The following is a 24,257-nucleotide window of genomic DNA, read 5'->3' as shown; positions in this document are numbered from 1 at the left end:
TGTATCATTAACTTTGTAGGGAAATTAACAATTAGGTAATATTCAATTAATATATGCTTAATCTTACCACCCTTTGCACTATCCGAAACTTTGTACTCCCCTATCTGAAAAAGCAGCCGATTTACTTTTTAGAAATTAATATTCGGCTGGCATGAAATATAAAAATTGGTTGTATTTCTTTGTGTGGCTTCCCCACTTTGCGCTTGCTTTTCATGGAGAAAACGATTCTATCCCGGAACAGACTGTTCGCTATGGCTCCCGGGGATTTCAATTTTCCTCCGCAGATGGCAAATACCAGCTCAATTTTGGCGGCAGGCTTCAGTTTCGTTTTGCCACACCGAGTGACCAGGATCCAATCACGTATGACGATTTTTTTGAGCAGAAACAAAACCTGTTTAAAATAAACCGGGCCAGACTTAAGGTAGGTGGACATGCCTACCAGCCCTGGCTTAAATATTATTTTGAATACGAACTTGGTGCTTCAAGGTTACTGGATTTCCGGGTAATGGTAGAAAAATGGCCCTGGCTGAGTTTTAAAGTAGGGCAATGGAAATCCGAATACACCCGGGAGAGGGTAATATCCAGTGGCAATCAACAAATGATGGAGCGCTCTATCATCAACAGACCCTTTACCCTGGACAGGCAGCAGGGTGTCACATTATATGGCAGATGGGATGGCGGCGGATTGGCAGATTTCAATTATCACCTGATGGTGTTGACCGGTACCGGGATAGGTGCCAGGAACAACGACGACCAGAATTTGATGTATTCCGGCCGCCTTCAGTGGAACATCCTGGGAGATGGCGTAGCGATGTCTGGATCCGCATTAACCCATCACCAAAAACCGGTAGCGTCGCTGGCCTGGGCAGGGGCCACCAATACCAGTCAATATACTCGCTATTCCTCTCAGGGGGGAGGGCAACTTGTGGGGTTCGAAGGGAGCAATCCCGGGCAATATCAAATCGACCAATACCTGCTGGAAAGTACATTGAAGTACAAAAGCTTTAGCTGGCACAGCGAATTTCACCGCAAAAGCATCTTTGACAATCAATTGCAGGAATTGACAAAATTGCAGGGATGGTTTGTGCAGGGTGGTTTTATTCTCAATCCACATGCGAGGGATAAAAATAAGCCCCTGCTCGAATTGGCTTCCCGTTATGCCTTTTACCAACCAAACAGCGCCCTGGAAATGAACAATGAGGAGGAAATTTCTTTGGCTTTCAACTGTTTCTTCAATGGCCACCAAAACAAACTTACTGCCGATATCACCCATTTTGATTTTGAGCAAAAATCAGTAAACCGTGAGGCGAGCGGCTGGCGCTTCAGGATACAGTATGATTTTTCATTTTAACAGCCTAAAACCAGTTCCGGATTTGGATAAAAGGCCGGCAGTCTGTTTATTTGCATAAATTTCAGGTGACTGATTTATAAAGAAGAGGTGAGAGAACAGGCTCAGTGAACCTCTGGCAACCTTCCGGGAACAGGAAAGGTGCCAATACCTGCCCAATAGGGACCGATAAATTAGGCTTTATGACGCAATATTCAGTATTTCAAACTCCCCTTAGATTTTCCAATCCGAACAGCTTAATTTCCCGTCAGGTCTTTACGCATGACTGGCAGGGATTTGCTATATCTTGTAATCCAGAAAAAACCATTCATGTCAGATAAAAATTTTGAAACCCAGGCCGTCCGTATCAATGCTTCCTCTTCCGATCAAAGGGAACATTCCGCTCCGATTTACCTGAGCTCCAGTTTTGTTTTTGATTCCGCAGAGCAAGCAAGGCAAATGTTTGCCGATGAGATTCCAGGTAACATTTACTCCCGTTATGCCAACCCCAATACCAGTGACCTGATCCAAAAAGTATGTGCTGCCGAAGGAACAGAAAACGGGGTTTGCACCGCCTCGGGGATGGCAGCGATGTTTGGCAGCATGGCGGCGCTGCTGCAACAAGGTGATCATATTTTGGCGGCAAGGTCCCTTTTTGGCTCTACCCATCAATTATTGACAAGGGTTTTCCCGAAATGGGGCATTTCCCACACCTATGGTGATATAGCCGACATAGCCAATTGGGAAAAACTACTCCGCTCCAATACCAAAATGATATTTATCGAAACCCCTTCCAATCCGGGGTTGGAGATAATTGACCTTGAATTCATTGCCAATTTCGCCAATGCCCACAACCTGATCCTGGTAGTGGACAACTGTTTTGCTACCCCCTATCTGCAGCAGCCCGCCAGATGGGGCGCACATATCGTTACCCACAGTGCTACCAAATTTATCGATGGACAGGGAAGGGTGCTCGGAGGTCTTATCCTGGGCAAAAAGGAGTTGATTGATGAGGTACAATTTTTCATGCGGCATACCGGGCCATCGCTTTCCCCATTCAATGCATGGGTGCTGGCCAAGAGCATGGAAACTCTAGCGGTCCGTATGGACCGGCATTGTGAAAATGCCTTAAAAATAGCTCAGTATTTTGAAGGTAATGCGGAAGTAGAAATGGTGAAATATCCCTTTCTCCCCTCCCATCCCCAATACCAGCTGGCAAAAAAGCAAATGCGACATGGAGGAGGTATCATCACACTCACCCTTAAGGGAGGCTTGGCCAGAGCCAAAAGATTCATTGATCAATTGCAAATGATAACAGTAACGGCTAATCTTGGCGACAGTAGGAGCATCATCACCCATCCCGCCTCTACCACCCATAGTAAACTCAGCGAGGAAGAAAGGGAAAGAGTGGGCATTCTTAACGGTTTGGTAAGGCTGTCCGTTGGCTTGGAACATGTGGACGATATCATTCTGGATATTGAACGGGCACTGGAAGGGTCAAAAACATAACATTGGCAGTGGCTCCAACATATCAACAATAAATGGGGAGAGCGCTCATAAGTCACTCCAAAATAGCTTTGGGATTAGCTCTGAAGTGACACTAAGCGAGAATACCTTTGACAAGCTTGCCGTGTACGTCCGTTAAACGGTACCGCCTGCCCTGGTGTTTGAATGTCAGTTTCTCATGGTCCACCCCAAGCAGGTGTAAAAGGGTAGCCTGAAAGTCGTGGACATGAACAGGGTCACGGACCACATTGTATCCCAGATCATCAGTTTCGCCATAGGAGATGCCCTTTCTTACCCCAGCACCGGCCATCCACATGGTGAAGCAATTGGGATGATGGTCACGGCCGTAATTCTCCGGGCTAAGCCTGCCCTGGGAGTAGCTGGTCCGGCCAAACTCCCCGCCCCAAATCACCAGGGTATCCTCCAGCATACCCCGCTGCTTCAGGTCACGAATCAGGGCGGCTGTCGGCATGTCCATGCTTTGCGACATCGTTTGAATGTCTTTGGGCAGGTTACCATGTTGATCCCAACCTTTGTGGTATAGCTGAATAAACTTTACATCCTTTTCGGCCAGTTTTCTCGCCAGCAGACAATTGGCAGCATAAGTTCCCGGCCGGTGGACATCGGGCCCGTACATATCCGTAATGTGCTTTGGCTCATCAGAGATATTCATGGTTTCCGGAACAGAGGTCTGCATGCGGTAAGCCATCTCGTACTGGGCGATTTTGGCGTTGATTTCCGCATCCTGTGATTGGGCATATTCCAAATCGTATAGCTTTTTCAAATGGTCCAGGTAATTTCGTCGGTCCCTGCCGGAAATACCCGGTGGATCATTCAGGTACAGGACCGGGTCTTTGCCCGAACGAAACTGAACGCCCTGATGCAAGCTGGGTAAGAAACCATTGCCCCATAACCGGCTGTAAACCGGTTGCGCACCTTGTTTCCCCTGTGAAAGCAAAACACAAAATGCCGGAAGATTTTCATTTTCCGACCCCAGCCCATAACTCACCCAGGAGCCAATAGAAGGTCTGCCAGGTTGCTGGGAGCCTGTCTGAAAAAAGGTGATTGCCGGATCATGGTTGATTGCCTCTGTAAACATGGATTTGATCATACAAATCTCATCTGTTATCCCGGCAATGTGCGGCAAAAGCTCGCTTACCCAGGCACCAGAGGCACCATGTTGTTTAAAATCATAGACCGAACCTACCATGGGAATGGATTTCTGGCCGGCAGTCATTCCGGTAAGTCGCTGTCCCTGCCGTACGCTATCCGGCAATTGCTCCCCATTCCTTTTTATCAGTTCCGGCTTATAATCAAACAACTCCAACTGTGAAGGACCACCACTTTGAAACAAATAAATAACCCGTTTGACTTTGGGAGTAAAGTGTGTACCCAGCGGATCATTCAATGCTTCGATACTGTTCGCTTTCAGATCCAAAGGACCAATCAGGGAAGAAAGGGCCAATCCACCCAAACCTAAACCTGTTTTACTCAAAAATTCCCTTCGCGAATAGCTGTTGGTATGTTGGCATAAGTAATCCATGCTGCTTTTTTATTTTTTGGTATAAAATTCGTAGTGGTTGAACAACAGGCTTGCAACCATGGTCATGGCAGCAGTTTTTTCAGCTGGAATTCGGGAATCTACCGGATACTCTCCCACAGCCAGTAAATCGCGAGCTGCAGGCAAATCATTTCCAAAACGCTCCAATTCGGAGAGGTACATACTGCTCAGCACGGCTAATTCCTCCCTGTCGGGATCTCTGCCCAAGGAATTCCTTACACCCACCACCAACTGCTGCTCCAATTCATCAGATTGAAGCATCTTCTCTGCGAGTACCCGGGCTGCCTCGACTACCTGCGGATCGTTCATAAGCACCAGCGGCTGCAACGGGGTATTGGTTTCCTGCCGGGACACCTGGCACTCCTCCCGGTTAGGTACATCGAAAGTGGTCATTGCAGGCGGTGGGGCTGTACGCCGAATAAACGTATACATGCTCCTTCGGTATAAATCTTCACCAGTATCCTGTTCATAATTGTACAGGAAATAAGAAAATTCGCCTTTTTCTTCCCAAAGACCTGGGGGCTGATAAGGTTTCACGCTGGGGCCTCCAATCTGGTGCACCAATAGGCCACTGGATTTTAGGTAATTGTCCCGTATAAACTCACCCTGCAACCGGCTCCGTGGAGCCCTTGCCAACAGCACATTGTCCGGATCCTTTTCCAACAAGGGCTCGGTAGGCGCTGAGGACTGCCTGTAAGTCGCGGACATTACCATCTTTTTTATCAGGTATTTTACATCCCACCCATTCTCTATAAAGTCCACAGCCAACCAATCCAGCAATTCGGGATGACTGGGCATTTGCCCCTGGCTACCAAAATCATCCACAGTGGGCACGATACCCCTGCCAAAAATACGGTACCAGTACCGGTTTACTGTTACTCTGGCTACCAGGGGATTTTCCGGACTGGTAAGCCATTTGGCAAGACCCAAACGATTATTTGGCCATTCAGGAGAGAATCCTGAAATCACTTCGGGCACGGCCGGCTGCACCTCCTCTCCCGGCGCATCATAAGCACCTCGTTCCAACAAAAAAGTCTTCCGTGGCGATGCCCTTTCCTGCATGACCATCACCTCCTCTATTCCTTCCATCAATTTCAACTTATACGCCCGCCAATAGGAAAGAGAATCCCTAATTCCTTCCAGCGCGGCATTGTCCCAATAGTTACTGTGAACAAGCGCCGCAGGCTTACCAGAAATCGCTTTTCCTGCGTCTTCAGAAAAAACCCAGGCCACTTCCCACTCACTCAGTGCGCGGTCATAAATCCTTAAATCCGAAAAACTTCCGGTATAAATCCCGTCATCCCCGCTAAAAACCCGGTAACTTCTGGCAAGGCGCAGTGCTTTTTTCACTACAGTGTAACTTGTATTAACGGGAAGAATGCTTTTGTACAAATTGTCCTTTTCGACCTTATTTTCCGATTCCTTTCCATTAATAAAAATTCTTAGGCCGCTGCCTTTTCCTGATCCATCATAGGTGAATGCAACATGGGTCCATTTTTTAGATGGCAGCTTCAGACCACTACTAACGTGAAGTGCATTGTGCGGAAGTGCATGGATTAATTGGACGTTAACTTGATTTAAACTATCCAGGTACAATTCATAGCCTCTCCAATACGTATTTTTATTACCAATATTTCCCAGAATAAACCGATAGGGCTCAATGGTTTCCGGATTGATCCATATGCTGTACGAAAAGCCCTGGTCCATTTCGAAGAGCCCGGTTTCCGGAATTTCAATGATATCATAATCGGCCTTGAAACGCAAGCCACCTTTTTCGGGGGAGGGACCGGAAACCGGTTCGGGATTGCCGGACACCCTGGCTTCCAAATGCTTGTCCAGGGAGCTTGTCAATTCATTTTCATGGGTAGCCAGGGGAAATCGGGCAACCAATCCTTTTTCCAGGGTTTTGGGCGGCACATTCCTTGTGGTTTCAGGTATTTGACTGGCCAACGCTGTTTTCTGCCTGGATTCCAAAGCCAGGATTTTTTGTTTGATCCGGGCAATTTCCTGGTCTGTTTTTTCGTCGGAAAAAAGCATCATAGGGCCGGCGTTTTTGTCGTCACCGGTCATGCCCACTTCGTCTATATTGTTATAAAAAGCCGCCAAACTAAAATAATCCCTCTGGGAAAGCGGGTCGAATTTATGATCGTGGCATTTTGCGCATTCCATGGTCAGGCCCAAAAAAGCCTTGGCAGTGGTCTCAGACCGGTCAAAAACATATTCCAAGCGGTACTCCTCATCAATGATTCCCCCTTCAGCTGTCATTTGATGGTTCCGGTTAAAAGCTGTTGCCAACACTTGTTCCTTTGTCTGCTCCGGCATCATGTCTCCTGCTATTTGCCATTGGATAAACTGGTCATAAGGCATATTTGAACGGAAAGCTTCTATAACCCAATCCCTCCAGGGCCACATCATCCGGATACCATCCGCATGTAATCCGTGTGAATCTGCATAACGGGCCACATCCAACCAGTCGAGGGCCATCCGTTCGGCATAGGCATCTGAAGCAATTAATTCATCCACTATCTCTTCATAGGTATCGGGAGAGGGATTTTTGACATATCGTTCCACCATCTCCCAGTCGGGAGGTAGTCCGGTAAGGTCGAAAGCCAACCTTCGAACGAGGGTAGTTGCTTTTGCCTGGGGTGAAGGTGATATTCCTTCCTTGTCCAATCTGTCCAGAATAAAGGCGTCCAGTTCATTCCTGATCCAGGCTGGATTTTCTGGAACTGGAGGCGGTACTTTTTCGGGTGCAAGATAGGCCCAATGGTCCTGGTACTCGGCTCCCTGCTCGATCCAGCGAATCAGAATCGCTTTTTCCTGATCCGACAAGGACAGGTTGGATTCAGGAGGCGGCATTCTAAGAAAAGGGTCATCTGCTAAAATGCGGTGAAAAACTTCACTGCTTCCGGGTTTTCCGGGAGAAATGGCTTTTTCCATCCATCGGTCCTGCAGGGTTTTGTACGCGCCCTCCTCTGTATCCAACCGTAACCCTGCCTCGCGTGTATTGGGATCCGGACCATGACAGGAAAAGCAACGGTCGGACAAAATGGGTTTCACATGCAGGTTGTAGGAGATTTGCTCCGGAATATTTTTCTCTTCGAGACGAACAGCCTCAGGTACATTTGGGCTGCAAGCCAAATGTAAAAACGCACAAATAAGTGGTGCGAAAAAAAGCAACCATTTATTGCGAAATAAACCAACGATAGAAAACATGCAGGATATATTGGTACACCTGCTAAAATAAGAAAAAGTTTGGTGCCTGGGTAAGATTATAAATAATTTTATTTGTAATCACCCAATTCCCCCTACTATCCTTATGTCAAGTCATGCCTGAACCTACGCGTAATCAACTGGGATCTTTCAGCTACATCAATCGTTCAAAACACCAAAAATAGCTATATTATTTTTGGTGTTTTGACCTGTTTTAAAATCCAATAAGGCTTTTCCCCTCGTTCAAACGTTGACATGAGACTGGAAGCCAACCTTTTTTATTCCAACCCGGCTTCTTCAGACAACTTCACTGGTTTGTCGTTTTCCAGCTGGGTACTAACCACAAAATAGGGGCCTGTGATGACCTCCTGGCCTTCCTGCAAGCCTTCCAAAATTTCTATGTTCTCAAAATCAGAAATACCGGTCTTCACTTCCTGAATCCTGGCAACTTCACCATCTTTCAAAAAAACCAACTCTTTCAGGTTTCCTTCCAGCGGCCCGGAAGTAAATGTTTGGTTTGCCCTGGTGGTCACCGCAGCCAGAGGAATGGAGAGCACATTTTCTTTTCTTTCTGTAATGATTTCCACACTAGCTGTCATCCCAGGTCTGAAGGGAAAAGGATTATCATTGGTAATCAATTCCTTGTACGAGTCATTTAAAATCCTTATCCTGACTTCAAATTCAGTAACTGCATCGGCACTGGCTTTTTCATTGGCAGAATTGGCTATGGCCGTGACAACTCCAGAGAATTTTTTCCCACTAAAAGCATAGGAATCTACATCAATCAAAGTAGTATCGTGCATACTGATACGAACAATGTCATTTTCATTTACGTTTACCCTCACTTCCATGCGGGATAAATCCGCTATCCTAAGCATCTCCGTACCTGCCATTTGTGCGGTCCCTACTACCCTTTCGCCCTTTTCTACCAGTAAGCTGGAAACCGTTCCATCTGTGGGTGAGTAAACATTGGTCAAACGGAGGTTTTCAGAAGCTTCCTCCACCGAAGCTTGCGCACTTTTAACAATATATTCAGCTGCCAGGACCGTTTGCCTTGCTGCTTCCAGGTCATTTTCGGCAGTCAGGAAATCAGCTTTGGCTTGTTCGAAATCAGCATCCGATATAACTTTATCCTCATAAAGCTTACTGTTCCGGTTAAAAGCCAATTCTGCCCGGTTAAATTGCGCCTCAGAACGCTTCAAGGTGGCTTTGGATTGTGCCAAATTGGCCATTTGTTGGTTGAGGTTGGCCTGTGCCCTGTCCAGGGCTGAAATGAAATTATCAGGTCGTATTTTAACCAAGAGATCCCCAACACTTACAGAATCACCTTCATTGACGTTCAGTTCTATGATCTCACCGGCCACATCAGGGCTCATTTTCACCTCTGTTTCCGGTTGAACCACACCTGATGCACTCACTTTTTCTACAATTGCTTTTTTGGACACCTTTCCCACCTCCACCGCTATCGGTTTTTCGCCACCCACCCATCCGGCATTTTTGGCGACGACTGTAAAAATCACCAATACAGCCACAACTGCCAATAAGATAAAAATTAATTTATTTGACTTTTTCTTTGCCATTATTATATCTGATTAAAGTGAAAGTGGGTTTCCTAAATAAAAATCAAGAACTTTTGTGCGGAATACATATTCATATTTGGCAGTTACCAAATCTGCCTGTGCATTGAAGAGATTGTTTTGGGCAACTTGAAAATCTACGGCATTGATTGCCCCCACCTCAAATCTTTGTTGGGCCATACGGAAAGCTTCCTGCAGGGCTTCTACCCGCAGCAGCGAACTCCGGTACGATTGCTTTGCTGCATAGGCAGCAGTATAGGCCGTTTCTATTTCCTGTCGTAAAAGGTTTTTGGTTTCGGTTTCCTGGATTTCACTTAGCCGCTTCTGCACCCTTGCTCTTTGTATCCCGGCCCTGTTCCTGAAATTAGAAAATACCGGAATGCTTAATTGCACATTGGCAGATTGAGAAAGGTTGTTTTCAAATTGACTCAGAATTGGATCTACAGTGCCAAAATTGGCTTGATCAACGTAGTTTGAAAACACATTGGCACTTAAATTAAGGCTTGGGGCAAAGGCCCCTTTGGCGATGCGAACACCAAGTTCCGCTGCCTCTACCCCCAATTCCGCTGCCTCCACTTGCGGGAGGTAACCAGATGCCACGCTGTAGATGTGTTCAACTCCTCTATTATCAATTTCCAACCCCTCCACTTCCAGTTCAGGAACAATGATGTCAAATTCATCGGTAAAAGGCAACTGGAGTGACTGGGAAAGATTTAATCTGGCAATTCTCAGGTTGTTTTCCGCATTAATTACCTCTAACTCATTAGTAGCCATTTGTGCCTGCAGGTCGAGTTGGTCTGCGATGGGTATGGAGCCTGCCTGGACCAATCTGCTAGTCCTTTCCAATTGGTCCCTGCTGGTTTGCAATTGTGAATTGGCAATATTCAACTGCTCCTTTGAAAAAGCCACATTGATAAATAAATTGATGGCATTTAGTGAGATATCATTCCTGCTGGCTTCAACATTAAGTCTGCTGGTCTTTGTATTGATTTCCGCTTGTTTGATACTGTTACTAATCTGCCCGCCTGCAAATAGGGGTACATTTGAACTTCCTGAAATGTTGACATTCCCTATCCTTCTGGTTTCAAAATCGTTGGTCACCGGGTTAATGGACCTGCCCCAACGGTACCCAGAAGATGCCCCCATCGAAAAAGAGGGTAAACGTTGCCCCTGAGTCTCCAAAAGACCTGCTTCTGCATTCAGGAGATTCAGTTCAGCTCTTTTGAGATCCAAATTGTTTTCCAAGGCTATAGCCACACTTTGCTCAAGTGTTAATTTGCCTGTTGTTGCCTGCCCAAACCCTTCTATAGACAAACAGCAGGCACAAAAAATAAAACCCAAAACATTTTTCATAAATTAAGCGAATTTGAAAGATAAGGGAAGGATTTCAATTATAAAGTTAGTAAAACTTTACATGATTACTCAAATTTGGTGCTAAAGGAATAATTTTCACCAAGTAAACATCTAATCGAAGAATTATCAACTAATAGCCTTATTTTTTAATTAATTTTAACGTGGTAAGGAAAAAGTTAAAAAAAAATTGTTCGTTTTCGAACATATTACTGTACGATTATGAGACAATATATATTGAACCCTAATGGCGTTTATGAACATATTGATACCATACCTGCCAACAGGGCATTTCTTTTTGGAGATGGTATTTTTGAAACGATGGTGTATTCGGAGGGAGAAATCCGATTTTGGAAAGATCATTTTGAAAGGTTATCAGCTGGAATACAATGTCTGAAAATCCAACCATTTACCTATCCCAATATTCACCTGGTAAATGACCTGGTCAAAAATCTTCCGGGAGATCAGTCCACCTACAGGATAAGGTGGAATATCTACAGAAGCGGAATGGGAAAATATAGCCCAACTGAAAATGGACATGCGGAGTGGCTGATGTTAACAGACTTTCAACCTGCTCCAAAGGTTAAAAAAGAGGCTTATTTCTGTGCTTCCATCAAAATTCCACCTTCACCTTGGGCCAATTGCAAAACCTTAAATGCCCTGCCCTATGTAATGGCAAACCAGGAAAGAATGGATAAGCAAATGGATGAGGTTATCCTGATGGACGTAAACGGATGTATATCCGAAGCAGGGAGTTCCAATTTGTTTTGGGTAAAAAATGGGATTTTCTTTACCCCATCGCTGGAAAATTATTGTATAGCAGGTGTTGGAAGAAAACAAATCCTGCAAAAAATAAAAGAGATGGGAAAAGATTGTCAGATTGGCTCCTTTTATCCCAAAGACCTCTTAAACGCAGATCAGGTTTTTGTAAGCAATATTGCCGGCATCAGCTACATTGAAAAAATAGCAGGCCGACAATTCGATTGTCAGCCAATTGACGAAATTGATTCCATTTTTAAAATGCCCTGAATATTTTTTAAATCCTAAACAGATACGGCTGCTTTGATGTGGGGATGAGGGTCATAATTTATCAATTTGATATCCTCATAGGTAAAGGAGAATATGTCCTTAACCTCAGGGTTAAGCTCCACCCGGGGCAATGGCCTGCAATCCCTGCTCAATTGCATCCTTGCCTGTTCCAGGTGATTGTTATACAGGTGAGCATCTCCAAAGGTATGGATGAATTCACCGGGTTTGAGGTCACATACCTGGGCAACCATCATCAAAAACAAGGCATAGGAAGCAATGTTAAAGGGCACCCCTAAAAACACATCTGCGCTTCTCTGGTACAATTGGCAGGAAAGGCGTCCATCAGCTACATAAAATTGAAAAAGCAAGTGACATGGTGGAAGGGCCATTTGATCTACATCCGCCACATTCCAGGCACTCACTATCAGGCGCCGGGAATTGGGATTGGTTTTGATCTGATGGATCAGGTTTTTGATCTGATCGATTTCCCCTCCCTTTCCATCGGGCCAGTGCCGCCACTGGTAGCCATAAACGGGTCCAAGATCTCCCTTATCATCAGCCCACTCATCCCAAATGGAAACTTTGTTTTCCTTCAGGTAAGCAATATTGGTATCTCCATTGAGAAACCAAAGCAGTTCGTGAAAAATGGATCGGGTATGGCATTTTTTGGTAGTGACCAGAGGAAACCCTTCTGACAAATCAAAACGCATCTGATAACCAAAAACGCTTCTTGTCCCTGTTCCTGTCCTGTCTCCCTTTTGAATACCATTATCCAGGATATGTTGTAACAGTTGATGGTATTGCTTCATTGTAAAATCGATTAACTGTAATGTGCTTTATAATAATGGAGGTATTCACCTGAGGTCACTCCTTTTAACCAGGACTCATTTTCCAAATACCAATCTACGGTTTTTTCAATTCCTACTTCAAAGGTAAGGCTTGGTTCCCATCCCAGTTCAGCATTGATCTTTTTAGCATCAATGGCATAGCGAAGGTCATGACCCGCCCTGTCCTTCACGAAGGTGATTAATTTGGCTGACTCACCTGCTGGCCGGCCCAATTTCTCATCCATGATTTTGCACAGCAATTCTACAATCGCGAGGTTTTTCCATTCATTAAAGCCCCCAATATTGTAGGTCTCGCCAGGTAAACCGCTATGAAATACCTCATCTATGGCGCTTGCATGGTCTTCCACATACAGCCAGTCTCTGACATTTTCCCCTTTTCCATACACCGGCAAAGGCTTTTTCTCCTTTATATTATGGATACAAAGCGGTATGAGTTTCTCCGGAAACTGGTTGGGACCATAATTATTGGAACAATTGGAAATGACTGTTTTCATCCCATAGGTATTGGCATAGGCCCTTACAAAATGATCTGAAGAAGCCTTTGAAGCTGAATAGGGAGATTGGGGGGCATAAGGGGTGTCTTCCGTAAAGTACCCTCCATTATCCAGGGAACCATATACCTCGTCTGTAGAAACATGGTAAAAAAGGTGGTTATCCAGGTCTTTCCAGAAATTTCTGGCTGTATTTAACAAGTTTACCGTACCCATCACATTGGTTTTGACGAAGGCAAGGGGATCCGAAATGGAACGGTCCACATGAGATTCAGCAGCCAAATGGATCACATCTGTAATCTGAAAGTCATTGAAGACCTTTTCCAATAACTTCTCTTCATTGATGTCTACCTTGGAAAAAACATAATTGTCCTTGTCCTCTATATCCTTCAGATTTTCCAGATTTCCGGCGTAGGTAAGGCAATCGAGATTAATGATCCGGTATTCCGGATATTTATTCACAAAAAGTCTGACAACATGGGAGCCAATAAAACCAGCCCCACCAGTAATCAAAATCGATTTTTTCATAGGTTTTAAAATTAAAATGACTGGACTTTACAAAAGTCCTAAAGCTTTCACAAAGCCCAAAATAATTCAGGCCTTAAAACGATTCAAAAATTTATTCAACCATCCTCGTTTATTCCTTTGTTCTACCTCGTAGTACCCATCGCCATACCTGTTTTTCTTCATATAGGAGTAATTATAGCCATACCCGTAATTGTACCCTCCAAAATCATAGGTATCCCCTCCGCTTTTCAAACCGTTAAAAATAGCATAAAAATTTCTAATCTGGTCATTGGCATACAAATCATTGATCATCAAAAGGTGATTTTTATGCGTGAAATCATGCCTTACGATGTACAGGTTTACATCTGAAAACCGAAGAAGATCCATCGTTTCAGACACCAATCCTACCGGGGGGCAATCCATTACGATAATATCAAACTCCTCTTCCAGCCTTTCTAAGAAAACTCCCATTTTATCTTTCAACAACAGCTCGGCAGGATTCGGAGGTACCGGACCAGAAGGCACCACAGAAAGGTTTTCAAATTTTGTAGCGATGATAATATCTTCTGCTTTATCCTTATCCACGAGAAAAGTCGATAAACCTCTTTTATTAGAGATTTCCAGGTAATTGGAAAGTTTGGGTTTCCTGAGGTCAAGTCCAATGATACAGGTTCTTTTGCCACTAAGCGCCATTGCTGAAGCCAGGTTGAGGCTGATATAGGTTTTTCCTTCTCCCGAAATACTGGAGGTGACCAGGATTTTTTTACATTTCTTCTCACTGGCAATGTAAAACAGGGCAGATCTCAAAGACCTGAAAGATTCGGATGAAAGTGATCTGGGATGCTCGGCTACCAGCAAATTTGTTTCTTTGTCACTATATCCAATGGTTCCCAGCAAAGGGATTTTCAGCATGTTTTTCAATTGAATCTGATCCATGATCCGGTTGTTCAGATAATGAAAAACCAACAAAAAGCCAAGAGGCAGAAAAAATCCAAGCCCTATGGCATAGGAATAATTTTGCGTTTTCTTTGGGAAAATCAGCACTCCCCTTTTGGCATAATCCACGATGCTGTTGTCCGGCACATTGGATGCTTTTGCAATTCCTGCCTCAGCCCGCTTTTCCAATAAATAGGTGTACAGGTTTTCCCTAAGCTTAAATTCCCGGAAAATATTGGAATAACTGGATTCCGCTTGAGGAAGCTTGGAAAACTGTCTGTCAAATCCACTCAATTTCTCTTGATACTCTCTTTTTTTACTCTTTGTATTGGCAATTAAATTTTCGATATTTTCAAAAATATTTTCCTTTAAACGCTCAATTTGCTGATCCAGGGCGGCTACATCCGGATGGGTTTCGCGGACGACAGCCAGCAGTTTTCTTCTGTCCAGAGAAAGGGCAACCAGGTTTTTTATCAATTCTCCCAATATACCGTCTGAGATGCCTATGACCGATGGAGAAACGATCTCTTCGTAGGAGCCCGTTTTGCTGATCAAGTAATCCTTCAGGGTATTGTAATAAGCCAATTCGAAGTCAATGGACTGTATACTTTCCTCCAATTGTTGTATGTTGTTCAAAACTCCTCCAAATTCTGCATTGACATCCAACAATTTATTTTCTACTTTAAAATATTGCATCCGGGATTCCACTGAGTTCAGGGAGTCTTCTACAATAAACAACTGCTCCTCAATGAATTTCAGGGCATTTTCTGAAATTCTGTTTTTTTCACGTAAATCATACTCCAGAAAGGCATCCATCAAAGCATTGACATAATCACTACCTTTATCCACTATTTTGGTGACCATGCTTACCTCAAGGACCGACCCGTAATTGACCAGGGGCCTTACCTTTACAGCGCCGGCATATTGGTCTATCAACGCTTGCGGGGGATGAAGCAGAAATTCATATTCATCGTATTGCCGCATGATGTCTACCAAATGGATGGTGAATTTTGCCCTCCCCTCATTGACTTCCTTGCCAAAATAATATTCCTTTCCAAAGAATGCCTGTTCCTCTTCCGCATAAGGATAGCTCATGAAAAATTGGTCCAAAAACATATTTTCGCCAGGCAGCAATTTGAAGGTGGAATCCGAAAGAATATGGATCCTTACTTTTTTATTGTCCAATTGGGGATGGCTCCAATCCACATCCACTTTGATGGGGCTGTTGTTATAAAGTTCAATTTCCTTGATGTTGGTAGAGGCAAAATAACTGACATCGAAGTGAAGCCTACTCAAAGCCTCTTCGGCAAGGTTTTTTGAGGAAAAAAGCAAAATATCATTGGTGAGGTTTTCTGTTCCGGAAAAAATATTGGACCGGTCTAAAATCCTAACCTCCGGTGAAGCATTGCTTTTGATCATCATGCTGCCTTTTACTTCATATCTTTCCACTGTATACCGGTGGAACAGGAAAACGGCAAACAATCCCAAAACAATACAAAAAACATACAAAGGCCAGTACCGGAAGTATTTGATGATATAATACTTGATATCAATCGGCTTTTCCTGCTCTTCAAATTGAGATAGATCCAAGTTTTCCATTTTCAAAAAATTCCAGAGGTAATCCCATAAATAAACATCATCGCCGTAATAATGGAGATCCCCAGTTGAAGGCTTGAGGAAATATTTTCTCCAGAACCAATTTGCCGGATCTTCATGGGTTGCAAATATAAAACATCATTTGGCTGAATGAAATAATAAGGAGAGGCCAGCAATTGCCGGTCGTTCAAATTAATTTGGTGAATTTTCATGCCTCCATCGTACTGCCTGATCAGAAAAAGTTCATTTTTCCTTGCCAGAATACTGGATTCCCCAGCCATGGAGATGGCATCAAAAATGGTAGCCCTGTTTTTGAGAATGACTTTAGGTCCGACACTCTGAAACTCCCCTAAAGTGGTAAACCTAATCCCTCCTATCCTTAACCTGACCTCTACATCTTCTTTAAAATAAACATTGATGGCTTCCTGGACCTTGTCCCTGGCCATTTCCTCTGTCAAGCCGGATAATTTGATTTGGCCCAGTACTGGCATTCTTACATAACCGTCCTTATCCAGGGAATAGCCTGAAAAATAAAATATATCCATGGCTCCTCCACCACCTCCTCCGGCTCTTCCTCCCCTGGCGGCTGTGGCACCCTGGTATTCAAAAGCTCTCAACAATTCTTCATTGGGCGAAGCAAAATCAATATCTATGATATCGAAAGGCTGTAACACATATTCATAATCTACTTCTGCATAAGGAATAAATTCATCCAGGGCAATGGGCTCATTTCCCTTGATATTCTGCAGGTAGTTGATCCTCTTGTTACTGATACAGGAAGTGATAAACAAAGAAAACAGCACAATGGAAATCAACCTCATTTGATAAAAATTCAATTTATATGCGCTCAAAATTAATTAAATATGGACGTTTAGAAAATTAAAGCCTGCAATTAATTTAATCGACATTATTTTCTGTCCAACAAACGCTTATATGCATTCAAAATTTCGGAATGGACCTTTTTCCTATCAAAATCAAGCCTCACCCGTTCATACATCCTTTCGGCAAAGCCTTGCATCACCGTCCTTTTTACAAAAGCAAACTCCATTGCTTCCTTCAATGCCGCTACCTGTGCAACGGGAAAAACCAAAGCCGTTTTCATGTGAACGGCCAACTCTTTGTTACCGGCTATATCAGAGCAAATTACCGGACAACACATGGCACCAGCCTCCAGTAAGACATTCGGAAAACCTTCTCTGTGGGAAGGATGTACCAATACATCAGACAATGCCAGGTAATACGCCACATGATCCGTCCAGGGTACATGGACAATTTTTGGGTGGTCACTGATTTGATTGATGGTCTTTTTTTCCAGTGGGTTAAGGTCTTGCTCAAAATCTCCAAGCAATACCAGTTTTGACCGGTTCACAATTTTGGATTGGATAAAGGCTTCCACCAGGTTGGCAATACCTTTGTCCTTCACCAACCTACCCACAGCCAAAATCAGGAATTCATCATCTCCTGGGGTAAGTCTCATAGTTGCTGCAACCAAATGGTTTTCCTGTAGGTTGTTCCTGTTGAAAACGCTTAAATCCACTCCATTGGATGAACCATGCCCAATAACTTTCACCTTGGCCGGATCTACTAATTTTTCTTTGATAATAAAGTCTTTCAGGGATTGTGCATTGGGCCATACTTCATGGGCAAAACGAAAGGTTAGCTTCTCCATGAAAACCAAGAGCCTCTTTTGGCCTTTTGACCTGGAAACATAAGGCAAACCAGCCAGGGTATGAATGCGCACAGGGACTCCGGATAGCCATCCTGCTATCATGCTTAATAAGCCCGCTTTTGGTGTATGGCTGTGGACGATGTCCGGTTTTTCCTTTTTAAACAATTGGTACAGGAGCCAAATACAATACAAATCCTTAAACGGAGTGATTTTACGGGTAAAAGGAATAATCTCCTTTCGGATATTTTTTTCACTTTTTAAAACATCATGCCATTCTTTTCCTTCTGAGCTGACCATCAACACCTCAAACCCTGCCGCTGACATGAAATGCATCTGTTGCCTGAGCAAAAGTTTTAAGGAAAGAGGAACGGTAGTTATCCTGATTAATTTTGGCATTCAGCTGTTTTGTTAATTAAAAGTGCAAATATACCTTTTAAATCGGTAAAAATTTTAAATAATCTCTCCGGGATAAAGACGAATTCATCTTAACAAACGAGCTGTAAAACCCAAAAGTATAACTAATAAGCCATTTAATTTAAAAAATACATCATGGAGTTATTACGGATTTGTATCCATCTACAGTCCTACTTTTTTCTTCACGCCATTCCCCTTCATAATCCAATATCTTTATTTCAGTTGTATTTTCTGGTAAAGGTAGCATTCTTGTAGATTGAGAGAGAAATCCGTAACCATGATGCAATTCCCTTCTGATCGTCTCGTCATCACTTGTATGAGGCAAAGGGCAAAGTCATCCGGTTCCGGAAAAACTGACCGTCGTTGTTCCATGTTATTGGTGTCCAAAAACACAAAGACTGTCCCTGGTTTGTCCTGCTATTTCAAACATTTCTTTCCCTGCTTCCATTTACTGTACCAGTGACTTCGCTTCCCTGTCATTTGAAAAGGAAGGCAAATCAAACCACCAGAGATGGCTGAAACATCACGAAATTTCCTTTCTCCCTGATTCAGATAAAGGCTGTTGGGCACTCCCTTGCCTGCATAAAACAAATCCGGGAGGCATTTTTTGAAATCTCCCACACCTACACGTGCACCGTTATAAATAAACTCCTCGGTCAGGATATTGAAGTAACCGGTTTCGAGGATGGAATTGGTAAAATCAATCCCGATCTACTAAGAAGGAAGCAGCCGGAATGGTTTTGATTATCCATGATGGCAGGAGGATAAATTGCAAAGTGGTATCCTACAGGCCAAAATTCGTAAACAAATTCAACATGACGGCACATGAATCAAATTTGGGAGATCCGTATCTATTCACCTAAAATCTTTCCCATAAAAAAAGGTGAGGGTTAAACCTCACCTTTTAAATTATTCAATACTATTTAAAATCAATCAAAAGCAGGGTCCTGAGTAAGTGTAGGAGAACCGTCTCTAAAGGACCTTTCAATTGCTTCCAAAGGAACAGGGAAATATTCATGAACGCCTTTTTCAAAGGAAGCATTACCAAGATAAGTTCTCTTTGTTGCCTCTTCTTCCAGGTATTCATTCATGGTTTCTGCTGCGATTCCCCAACGTTGTAAGTCAAAAAACCTGTGACCTTCCATAGCGAATTCCAATCTTGTTTCCATTCTAACGGCCTTTCTGGCTACGTCTTCATCTGTCCAGGGTTGATCATAGGTAGAAATTACATAATTGGCAGCTGGTTCTCCTTCTACAATCGTAAAATCATTTCTTTCAGCTCCCTGTATGGCATTCGGAACAAATCCTGCTGGATTTGCAGCTCTTTCCCTGATGATATTGACCAATTCCCGGGCTCTTTCCAGATTGCCCAATTCCACTTCTGCTTCAGCCAGCCATAGTATTACCATGCCTAAACGCATTATCCTGTAATTATTGGCAGACAATCGTGGGTTGGCGCCAATACCGAAGAACTCTGGTTCAGCTACATGCTTTTTCGGAGAATAGGGACCTGCATAGTTTTGATCCCGGATAAAGTCACTGCCATGAATTTTATATCCTTTATAGAGAATATCCCTGCGACCTACAGTATGATCCAACCTGGGGTCCAACGGACCATCATAGGCGTCAAAGGGATCATTCCAAGCCAAACCCTGATCGTTTGGCACATCTACTTCATTGAAGGTATCCAACAAAGGCAAACCATCAGCAGATGTTTTGTAGGCATTTACCAGGTTCTGTGATGGCTGATAAAAGCCGCAACATCCCCAAGGATCCGTGTAAGGATAGTTCAAGGTAGTACCCTCATTGGCTGCAGCGGTGGTGGCACTGGAAATCGAAAACTGGATTTCAAATATGGACTCTTCATTGTTTCTTCTTCCTACCAGAAAATTCTCTTCGAAAGTAGGCGTTAAAGTGAAGGGACCATTGTTTACAATATCATCCAAAAGCGTTTTGGCCTCCTGCAACACAGCCGTATTGGCTACTCCGGTAGATTGATCCCATCCCTGAAACATTTTAGCTTTGGCAAGGAAAGCCTGAGCTGCCCATTTGGTAGGCCGACCCGGATCCGATTGAACTTCGGGCAGAACGTTCATTGCAGCTTCAAAATCCGCCTCGATATCCGGCCAGATTTCACTATCGTTGGGCACCTTACTACTTTCCAAATCAGATAGCTCGAAGGTTTCATCATCGATATAAGGAACCCTCTCCCACATTTTTCTGGCTTCCATGTGAAAAAAGCCCCTCAAAAACCTGGCTTCTGCTATTATCTGGGATCTTCGAGCATCAGTGACATCTTCAGCCTCCTTTAAGGTATTCAAAACATCATTGGTTCTCGCTACCCCTTTGTAAACGGCTCTCCACTTATTCCTCAAATGGAGATTGGTGGGTTGAAAGTCAAATGCTTCCAAAAAGGACTGTTCCGGCTGATCTCCGGCATCTGTTCCCTTGTATGCATCATCGGATACCACACCACCATAAACCCAGTTGTCAATGGTTCCGTTCCAACCGGATTGTCCGTCAAGACCGTAGCCATCTATCATGGCATAGGCACCTAATAAAATTCCTTCCACACCTTGCGCATTCTCAAGGCCCACGGTACTAAACTGTCCTTGGGGAATTGTTTCAAGAAATTCCTCCTGGCAGGAAGTCGTCATCACTCCCGTTACCAAAGCAGCAGTTGCTATTTTAAAATATATTCTTTTCATATGATTGCTTCTTTAAGTTTTGGTTGATTAAAACGTAACATTAACTCCCAAAATCAAGTTTCTGGATACTGGCATGTAACCACCGTCAAACCCAACTGTATTGTTACTCCCAGTTTGGATCTCCGGATTTGTGCCGGTGTATTTGGTCAAAGTAAAGAGATTCTGTCCCTGAAAATAAATGGAAGCTCTGCTCATCCCCAGATTACTCAAAGTAGTTTCTGGTAAATTATAAGTTAGCTGTGCATTTCTCAACCTGAAATAGGATCCATCTTCCACAAAATAACTGGAAGGACGGCTACTGATTTGGTCGTTGGCATCCATGATAGGAAGGGTTCCATCCGTATTGTTTGGTTGCCAGGCATCATACAATGCTGCTTTTGACTTGTTACCCTGGAACGTATTGAAATCAGTCCAGTAATTGATGTAGTTAAAGATATCATTTCCTACAGAACCATTTCCAAACAAGGTAAGGTCCCAATTTCTGTAACCCAAGTTTAGGTTGATACCGTAAACGAAGTCCGGATGAGGGTTTCCAATTATGGTCCTGTCTCCATCTGTGATAACACCATCCCCGTTTACATCTTCAACTTTAAACTTACCTACTGCATTGTAGGAACCATAGGCCGGATGGGCATTTACCTCCTCCTGTGTTTGGAAGATACCAAGGTTGTTATAACCAAAGAAAGAAGAAATTGGGTATCCAGACTGCGTGATGGTTACGGAAGGCACCCTTGTAGAGGCACCGAAAAGAACATTATCCTCATTTTCAGCTAAATTGTCCACGTTGTTTCTATACATGGAATAATTTGCGGAAATACCGTATCTCAATTCTCCTCCAAGGGCAGTGTCGTCCAACCCTATATTAAGGTCAATTCCTTTATTGGTCATTTGTCCCACATTGAAGAAAGGTGGGGTTGCATCACCATGACCATAACTAATAGGTATTTCAAACAACATATCGGATGTCACTCTGTTCCAAACATCCAATTCAAAAAAGTATTTCCCATTCAGGAATTCTACATCAAGTCCCAGGTTGTTGGAAGTTGTTGATTCCCATCTGGCATTTGGATTACCAAATCGCAGGGCATCAAATCCCAATTCAGGAGAAGAAGAAGATCCATCGATAGGATAACCCGCATTGAAAATATTCGTTCTGTAAGTGGTATAGGCGTTATAATCACCAATCAGCTGGTTACCTGTTTTACCCCACCCATACCTCAATTTCATGTCGGATACAAAAGGTAGTGCCTCTGCAACGGCTGCCTCATCAGATAATCTCCAACCTAAACTGAAGGCCGGAAAGGTGGCGTTTCGGGAGGCAGCAAGGAACCTGGATGAACCGTCATTTCTCAGGATAAACTGCACCAGGTATTTGCCATCATAAGAATAGTTTAACTTTCCAAATTGAGAATACAATCTGTAGTCACTTACTACCCTGCCAAAGTTAGTAGCGGTATTGGGATCACCCAGATCCAAATAAGAAATTACAGGTACGGTTTCGAAAGCAAATCGCTGTCTGGCGGCACCAAAAATTTCTCCAAATTCTTTGATCGACTCAATACCCAAATAGGCATCAAAAGCATGGACTTCATTAAAAGTCTTGGTATAACTGATGGTATTGGTCCATACCCACTGATAAGAATACTCGTTTTCAGAAGTTGAACTGTTTACAAAGTTACCTTCCACATATTCGGGTTGTGGCCTTCCAATATATAAGGCACGCCTGTTATTGGCATCTATCCCGAAACTGGATCTTACATTAATATTATCAGTCAGATCTATTTGTGCGTATACATTACCAAAAGCCCTTAAGGAAAGGTTTCTGTTGTCTTTGGCTCTACCCAAAACCGCAACTGGGTTGAAGTTATTACCCAGGTTGGCACCTCTACTTCCTGCGTAGTTACCCATAATGTCATAAACTGGAAGCAATGGGTGTTGCAAGGAGGAACTAAATACTGCATTTTGTTCTGCATTGTTACCAGCAGATCCATTTCCGAATCCACCTTTTCGATTGCCTACCGTTACAGAAAGGTTTTCTCCTACAGTTAATCGATTATTTAATGCTTTAAATTCGGTATTGGCACGAACTGAATACCTGTCATAACCAATATCGTTTACGATCCCTTCCTGATTGAAATAGTTTAGAGAAAGTGCATATCTTCCATTCTCTGTTCCTCCATTTGCAGTAATCTGATAACTTTGAATGGGTGCAGATCTGGTTGTTTCTGCCCACCAGTCGGTATCTGCAGCTCTGGTAATTGGATAAATATTTCCAGGCTCCAAAGCATATAAACTCGGATCTACTCCCGGGTCACCTTCCATGGCTCCACTGGGAAACACATAATCAGGAATACTTACCTCACCATTTGGTCCCCAGGAATACTGGCCATGACTTGGTGTTCTTCCCGCATATACATTGGCCAAATATAAATACTCACCTAATTCGCGGGCATTCAGTGGATCAGGACCCCTTTCTGCGGTCTGAGATCCGTAGAATGCATCAAAAGAAATGGAAGGTTTACCTACTTTACCTCTTTTAGTAGTAATGATAATTACCCCGTTTGCAGCTCTTGAACCGTAAATGGATGCAGCAGAAGCATCTTTCAAAATCTGAATAGATTCGATATCATTTGGATTCAGATTGCCTTGATTTTGGGTAGGTACGCCATCAATCACATATAAAGGATCATTGTTGTTAATCGTACCAAAACCCCTGATCCTTACTGTTGCTCCTCCTCCCGGAGTGGCATCATTGACAATAGTCACACCAGCTGCTCTACCCTGCAATTGCTGTGCAAAGGTGGTAGCAGGTATAGACAGTAATTCTTCCGAATCAACGGAAGTTACCGCACCGGTAATCTCCCTCCTGGATTGAGAACCATAGCCAGTCACCACAACTTCATCCAGACCACTGACGCCTTGTTCCAGTTGAACATCAATTGTGGTTCTGCTTCCAACGACTTCTTCCAAATTGGTAAATCCCAAAAAGGAAAAAACCAAAGTTGCCTCCTGATTGGGTACAGTTATGGTGTATTCACCATCTAAATTCGTAACGGTACCATTTGCAGTACCCTTAACCAAAACCGCGGCACCCGGTAATGGATCTCCTAAATCATCCGAAACAGTACCTGTTACTTCTATCTGGGCAAAAACGGCAGCCGTATTTACCATAAGAACCAACAGTGCCATACTGCATAACTTGTAAATTTTTGACATAAGCAAATTATTGAGTTTAAGGTGTAAAATTAAATTGGTTTAAAATTGAAATCATTTTTCAAATAGATTGAATCAAAACCCGGTTAAGATTACTTGATTAAACCAACGATATTTTTCAAAGAAATAACATTGATTTTAAAATCGATAATCAGAAAGTTGTGAGAAAATCTAAATAAAGGATATTTTTATTGGAACTGATGCTTTACAGCATTTGAGGAAAGAGGCACATTCCAAAAAGTAAGGAGTAGAATGATTTTTCATAATTGGTTTAGTTTAGGTTTATTAATTAACATGTATCGGTAAAATCAA

At 43.3% G+C, this 24,257-nt stretch carries 14 protein-coding genes and 1 riboswitch; of the genes, 3 read left to right on the top strand and 11 right to left on the bottom strand.

Annotation, left to right across the window (positions count from 1 at the left end; genetic code table 11):
* Positions 1-151: 151 nt before the first annotated feature.
* Entirely contained in the window at positions 152-1,351 is a 1,200-nt protein-coding gene (locus HUJ21_RS03805; protein WP_291367465.1) for a porin, read from the top strand.
* A 71-nt stretch (positions 1,352-1,422) separates the two neighbouring features.
* Positions 1,423-1,523: riboswitch (SAM riboswitch) on the top strand.
* Positions 1,524-1,657: 134 nt separating this feature from the next.
* Complete coding sequence (locus tag HUJ21_RS03800) at positions 1,658-2,836, top strand: aminotransferase class I/II-fold pyridoxal phosphate-dependent enzyme (protein WP_291367463.1); 1,179 nt, start codon at positions 1,658-1,660, stop codon at positions 2,834-2,836.
* A gap of 91 nt (positions 2,837-2,927) precedes the next feature.
* Here the strand turns inward: HUJ21_RS03800 and HUJ21_RS03795 are convergent, their stop codons facing one another.
* From HUJ21_RS03795 to HUJ21_RS03780, 4 genes are all read right to left on the bottom strand, one after another.
* Positions 2,928-4,376 (bottom strand): DUF1501 domain-containing protein, encoded by a 1,449-nt coding sequence (locus HUJ21_RS03795; protein ID WP_291367461.1) that lies wholly within the window; start codon positions 4,374-4,376, stop codon positions 2,928-2,930.
* Between the two features lie 9 nt (positions 4,377-4,385).
* Positions 4,386-7,535, bottom strand: coding sequence for a DUF1553 domain-containing protein (locus HUJ21_RS03790; protein WP_291367459.1), 3,150 nt, complete (start codon positions 7,533-7,535; stop codon positions 4,386-4,388).
* Positions 7,536-7,885: 350 nt separating this feature from the next.
* Positions 7,886-9,187, bottom strand: coding sequence for an efflux RND transporter periplasmic adaptor subunit (locus tag HUJ21_RS03785; RefSeq protein WP_291367457.1), 1,302 nt, complete (start codon positions 9,185-9,187; stop codon positions 7,886-7,888).
* 12 nt (positions 9,188-9,199) lie between these two features.
* On the bottom strand, positions 9,200-10,537 hold the full coding sequence (locus HUJ21_RS03780) for a TolC family protein (RefSeq protein WP_291367456.1): 1,338 nt from the start codon (positions 10,535-10,537) through the stop codon (positions 9,200-9,202).
* A 219-nt stretch (positions 10,538-10,756) separates the two neighbouring features.
* Between HUJ21_RS03780 and HUJ21_RS03775 the strand changes: the two genes are divergently transcribed.
* The gene (locus HUJ21_RS03775; protein ID WP_291367454.1) at positions 10,757-11,563 is read left to right on the top strand and encodes an aminotransferase class IV; all 807 of its coding nucleotides are present in this window, start codon (positions 10,757-10,759) and stop codon (positions 11,561-11,563) included.
* Positions 11,564-11,577: 14 nt separating this feature from the next.
* On the opposite strand, the gene HUJ21_RS03770 is transcribed toward HUJ21_RS03775, so the two are convergent.
* The 7 genes from HUJ21_RS03770 to HUJ21_RS03740 all read right to left on the bottom strand — a co-directional run bounded on the left by HUJ21_RS03770 (position 11,578) and on the right by HUJ21_RS03740 (position 23,948).
* Complete coding sequence (locus HUJ21_RS03770; RefSeq protein WP_291367452.1) at positions 11,578-12,372, bottom strand: thymidylate synthase; 795 nt, start codon at positions 12,370-12,372, stop codon at positions 11,578-11,580.
* 11 nt (positions 12,373-12,383) lie between these two features.
* Positions 12,384-13,430, bottom strand: coding sequence for a dTDP-glucose 4,6-dehydratase (gene rfbB / locus HUJ21_RS03765; protein WP_291367450.1), 1,047 nt, complete (start codon positions 13,428-13,430; stop codon positions 12,384-12,386).
* Between the two features lie 66 nt (positions 13,431-13,496).
* Positions 13,497-15,944, bottom strand: coding sequence for a tyrosine-protein kinase (locus tag HUJ21_RS03760; RefSeq protein WP_291367449.1), 2,448 nt, complete (start codon positions 15,942-15,944; stop codon positions 13,497-13,499).
* A gap of 2 nt (positions 15,945-15,946) precedes the next feature.
* Positions 15,947-16,762 (bottom strand): polysaccharide biosynthesis/export family protein, encoded by an 816-nt coding sequence (locus HUJ21_RS03755; RefSeq protein ID WP_291367535.1) that lies wholly within the window; start codon positions 16,760-16,762, stop codon positions 15,947-15,949.
* A gap of 86 nt (positions 16,763-16,848) precedes the next feature.
* A complete protein-coding gene (locus HUJ21_RS03750) occupies positions 16,849-18,006 on the bottom strand; it encodes a glycosyltransferase family 4 protein (RefSeq protein ID WP_291367448.1) in 1,158 nt (385 codons plus the stop codon).
* 947 nt (positions 18,007-18,953) lie between these two features.
* The gene (locus HUJ21_RS03745; protein WP_291367446.1) at positions 18,954-20,732 is read right to left on the bottom strand and encodes a RagB/SusD family nutrient uptake outer membrane protein; all 1,779 of its coding nucleotides are present in this window, start codon (positions 20,730-20,732) and stop codon (positions 18,954-18,956) included.
* A 27-nt stretch (positions 20,733-20,759) separates the two neighbouring features.
* Positions 20,760-23,948, bottom strand: a complete 3,189-nt coding sequence (locus HUJ21_RS03740) for a TonB-dependent receptor (protein ID WP_291367444.1) — start codon at positions 23,946-23,948, stop codon at positions 20,760-20,762.
* Positions 23,949-24,257: the final 309 nt, after the last annotated feature.

Origin of the sequence: Cyclobacterium sp., assembly GCF_014762705.1 — a bacterium.
In the GTDB taxonomy this organism is placed as follows: Bacteria; Bacteroidota; Bacteroidia; order Cytophagales; family Cyclobacteriaceae; genus Cyclobacterium.
Note: the sequence above shows the minus strand (reverse complement) of the source record. Positions and strands in the feature narration are given on the sequence as shown.

What these genes read in the sequence shown, in the direction of transcription:
- HUJ21_RS03805 (WP_291367465.1), top strand. Translation starts at nt 152, where the DNA reads ATGAAATATAAAAATTGGTTGTATTTCTTTGTGTGGCTTCCCCACTTT.
- HUJ21_RS03800 (WP_291367463.1), top strand. Translation starts at nt 1,658, where the DNA reads ATGTCAGATAAAAATTTTGAAACCCAGGCCGTCCGTATCAATGCTTCC.
- HUJ21_RS03795 (WP_291367461.1), bottom strand. Translation starts at nt 4,376, where the DNA reads ATGGATTACTTATGCCAACATACCAACAGCTATTCGCGAAGGGAATTT.
- HUJ21_RS03785 (WP_291367457.1), bottom strand. Translation starts at nt 9,187, where the DNA reads ATGGCAAAGAAAAAGTCAAATAAATTAATTTTTATCTTATTGGCAGTT.
- HUJ21_RS03780 (WP_291367456.1), bottom strand. Translation starts at nt 10,537, where the DNA reads ATGAAAAATGTTTTGGGTTTTATTTTTTGTGCCTGCTGTTTGTCTATA.
- HUJ21_RS03775 (WP_291367454.1), top strand. Translation starts at nt 10,757, where the DNA reads ATGAGACAATATATATTGAACCCTAATGGCGTTTATGAACATATTGAT.
- HUJ21_RS03770 (WP_291367452.1), bottom strand. Translation starts at nt 12,372, where the DNA reads ATGAAGCAATACCATCAACTGTTACAACATATCCTGGATAATGGTATT.
- rfbB (WP_291367450.1), bottom strand. Translation starts at nt 13,430, where the DNA reads ATGAAAAAATCGATTTTGATTACTGGTGGGGCTGGTTTTATTGGCTCC.
- HUJ21_RS03760 (WP_291367449.1), bottom strand. Translation starts at nt 15,944, where the DNA reads ATGGAAAACTTGGATCTATCTCAATTTGAAGAGCAGGAAAAGCCGATT.
- HUJ21_RS03755 (WP_291367535.1), bottom strand. Translation starts at nt 16,762, where the DNA reads ATGAGGTTGATTTCCATTGTGCTGTTTTCTTTGTTTATCACTTCCTGT.
- HUJ21_RS03750 (WP_291367448.1), bottom strand. Translation starts at nt 18,006, where the DNA reads ATGCCAAAATTAATCAGGATAACTACCGTTCCTCTTTCCTTAAAACTT.
- HUJ21_RS03745 (WP_291367446.1), bottom strand. Translation starts at nt 20,732, where the DNA reads ATGAAAAGAATATATTTTAAAATAGCAACTGCTGCTTTGGTAACGGGA.
- HUJ21_RS03740 (WP_291367444.1), bottom strand. Translation starts at nt 23,948, where the DNA reads ATGTCAAAAATTTACAAGTTATGCAGTATGGCACTGTTGGTTCTTATG.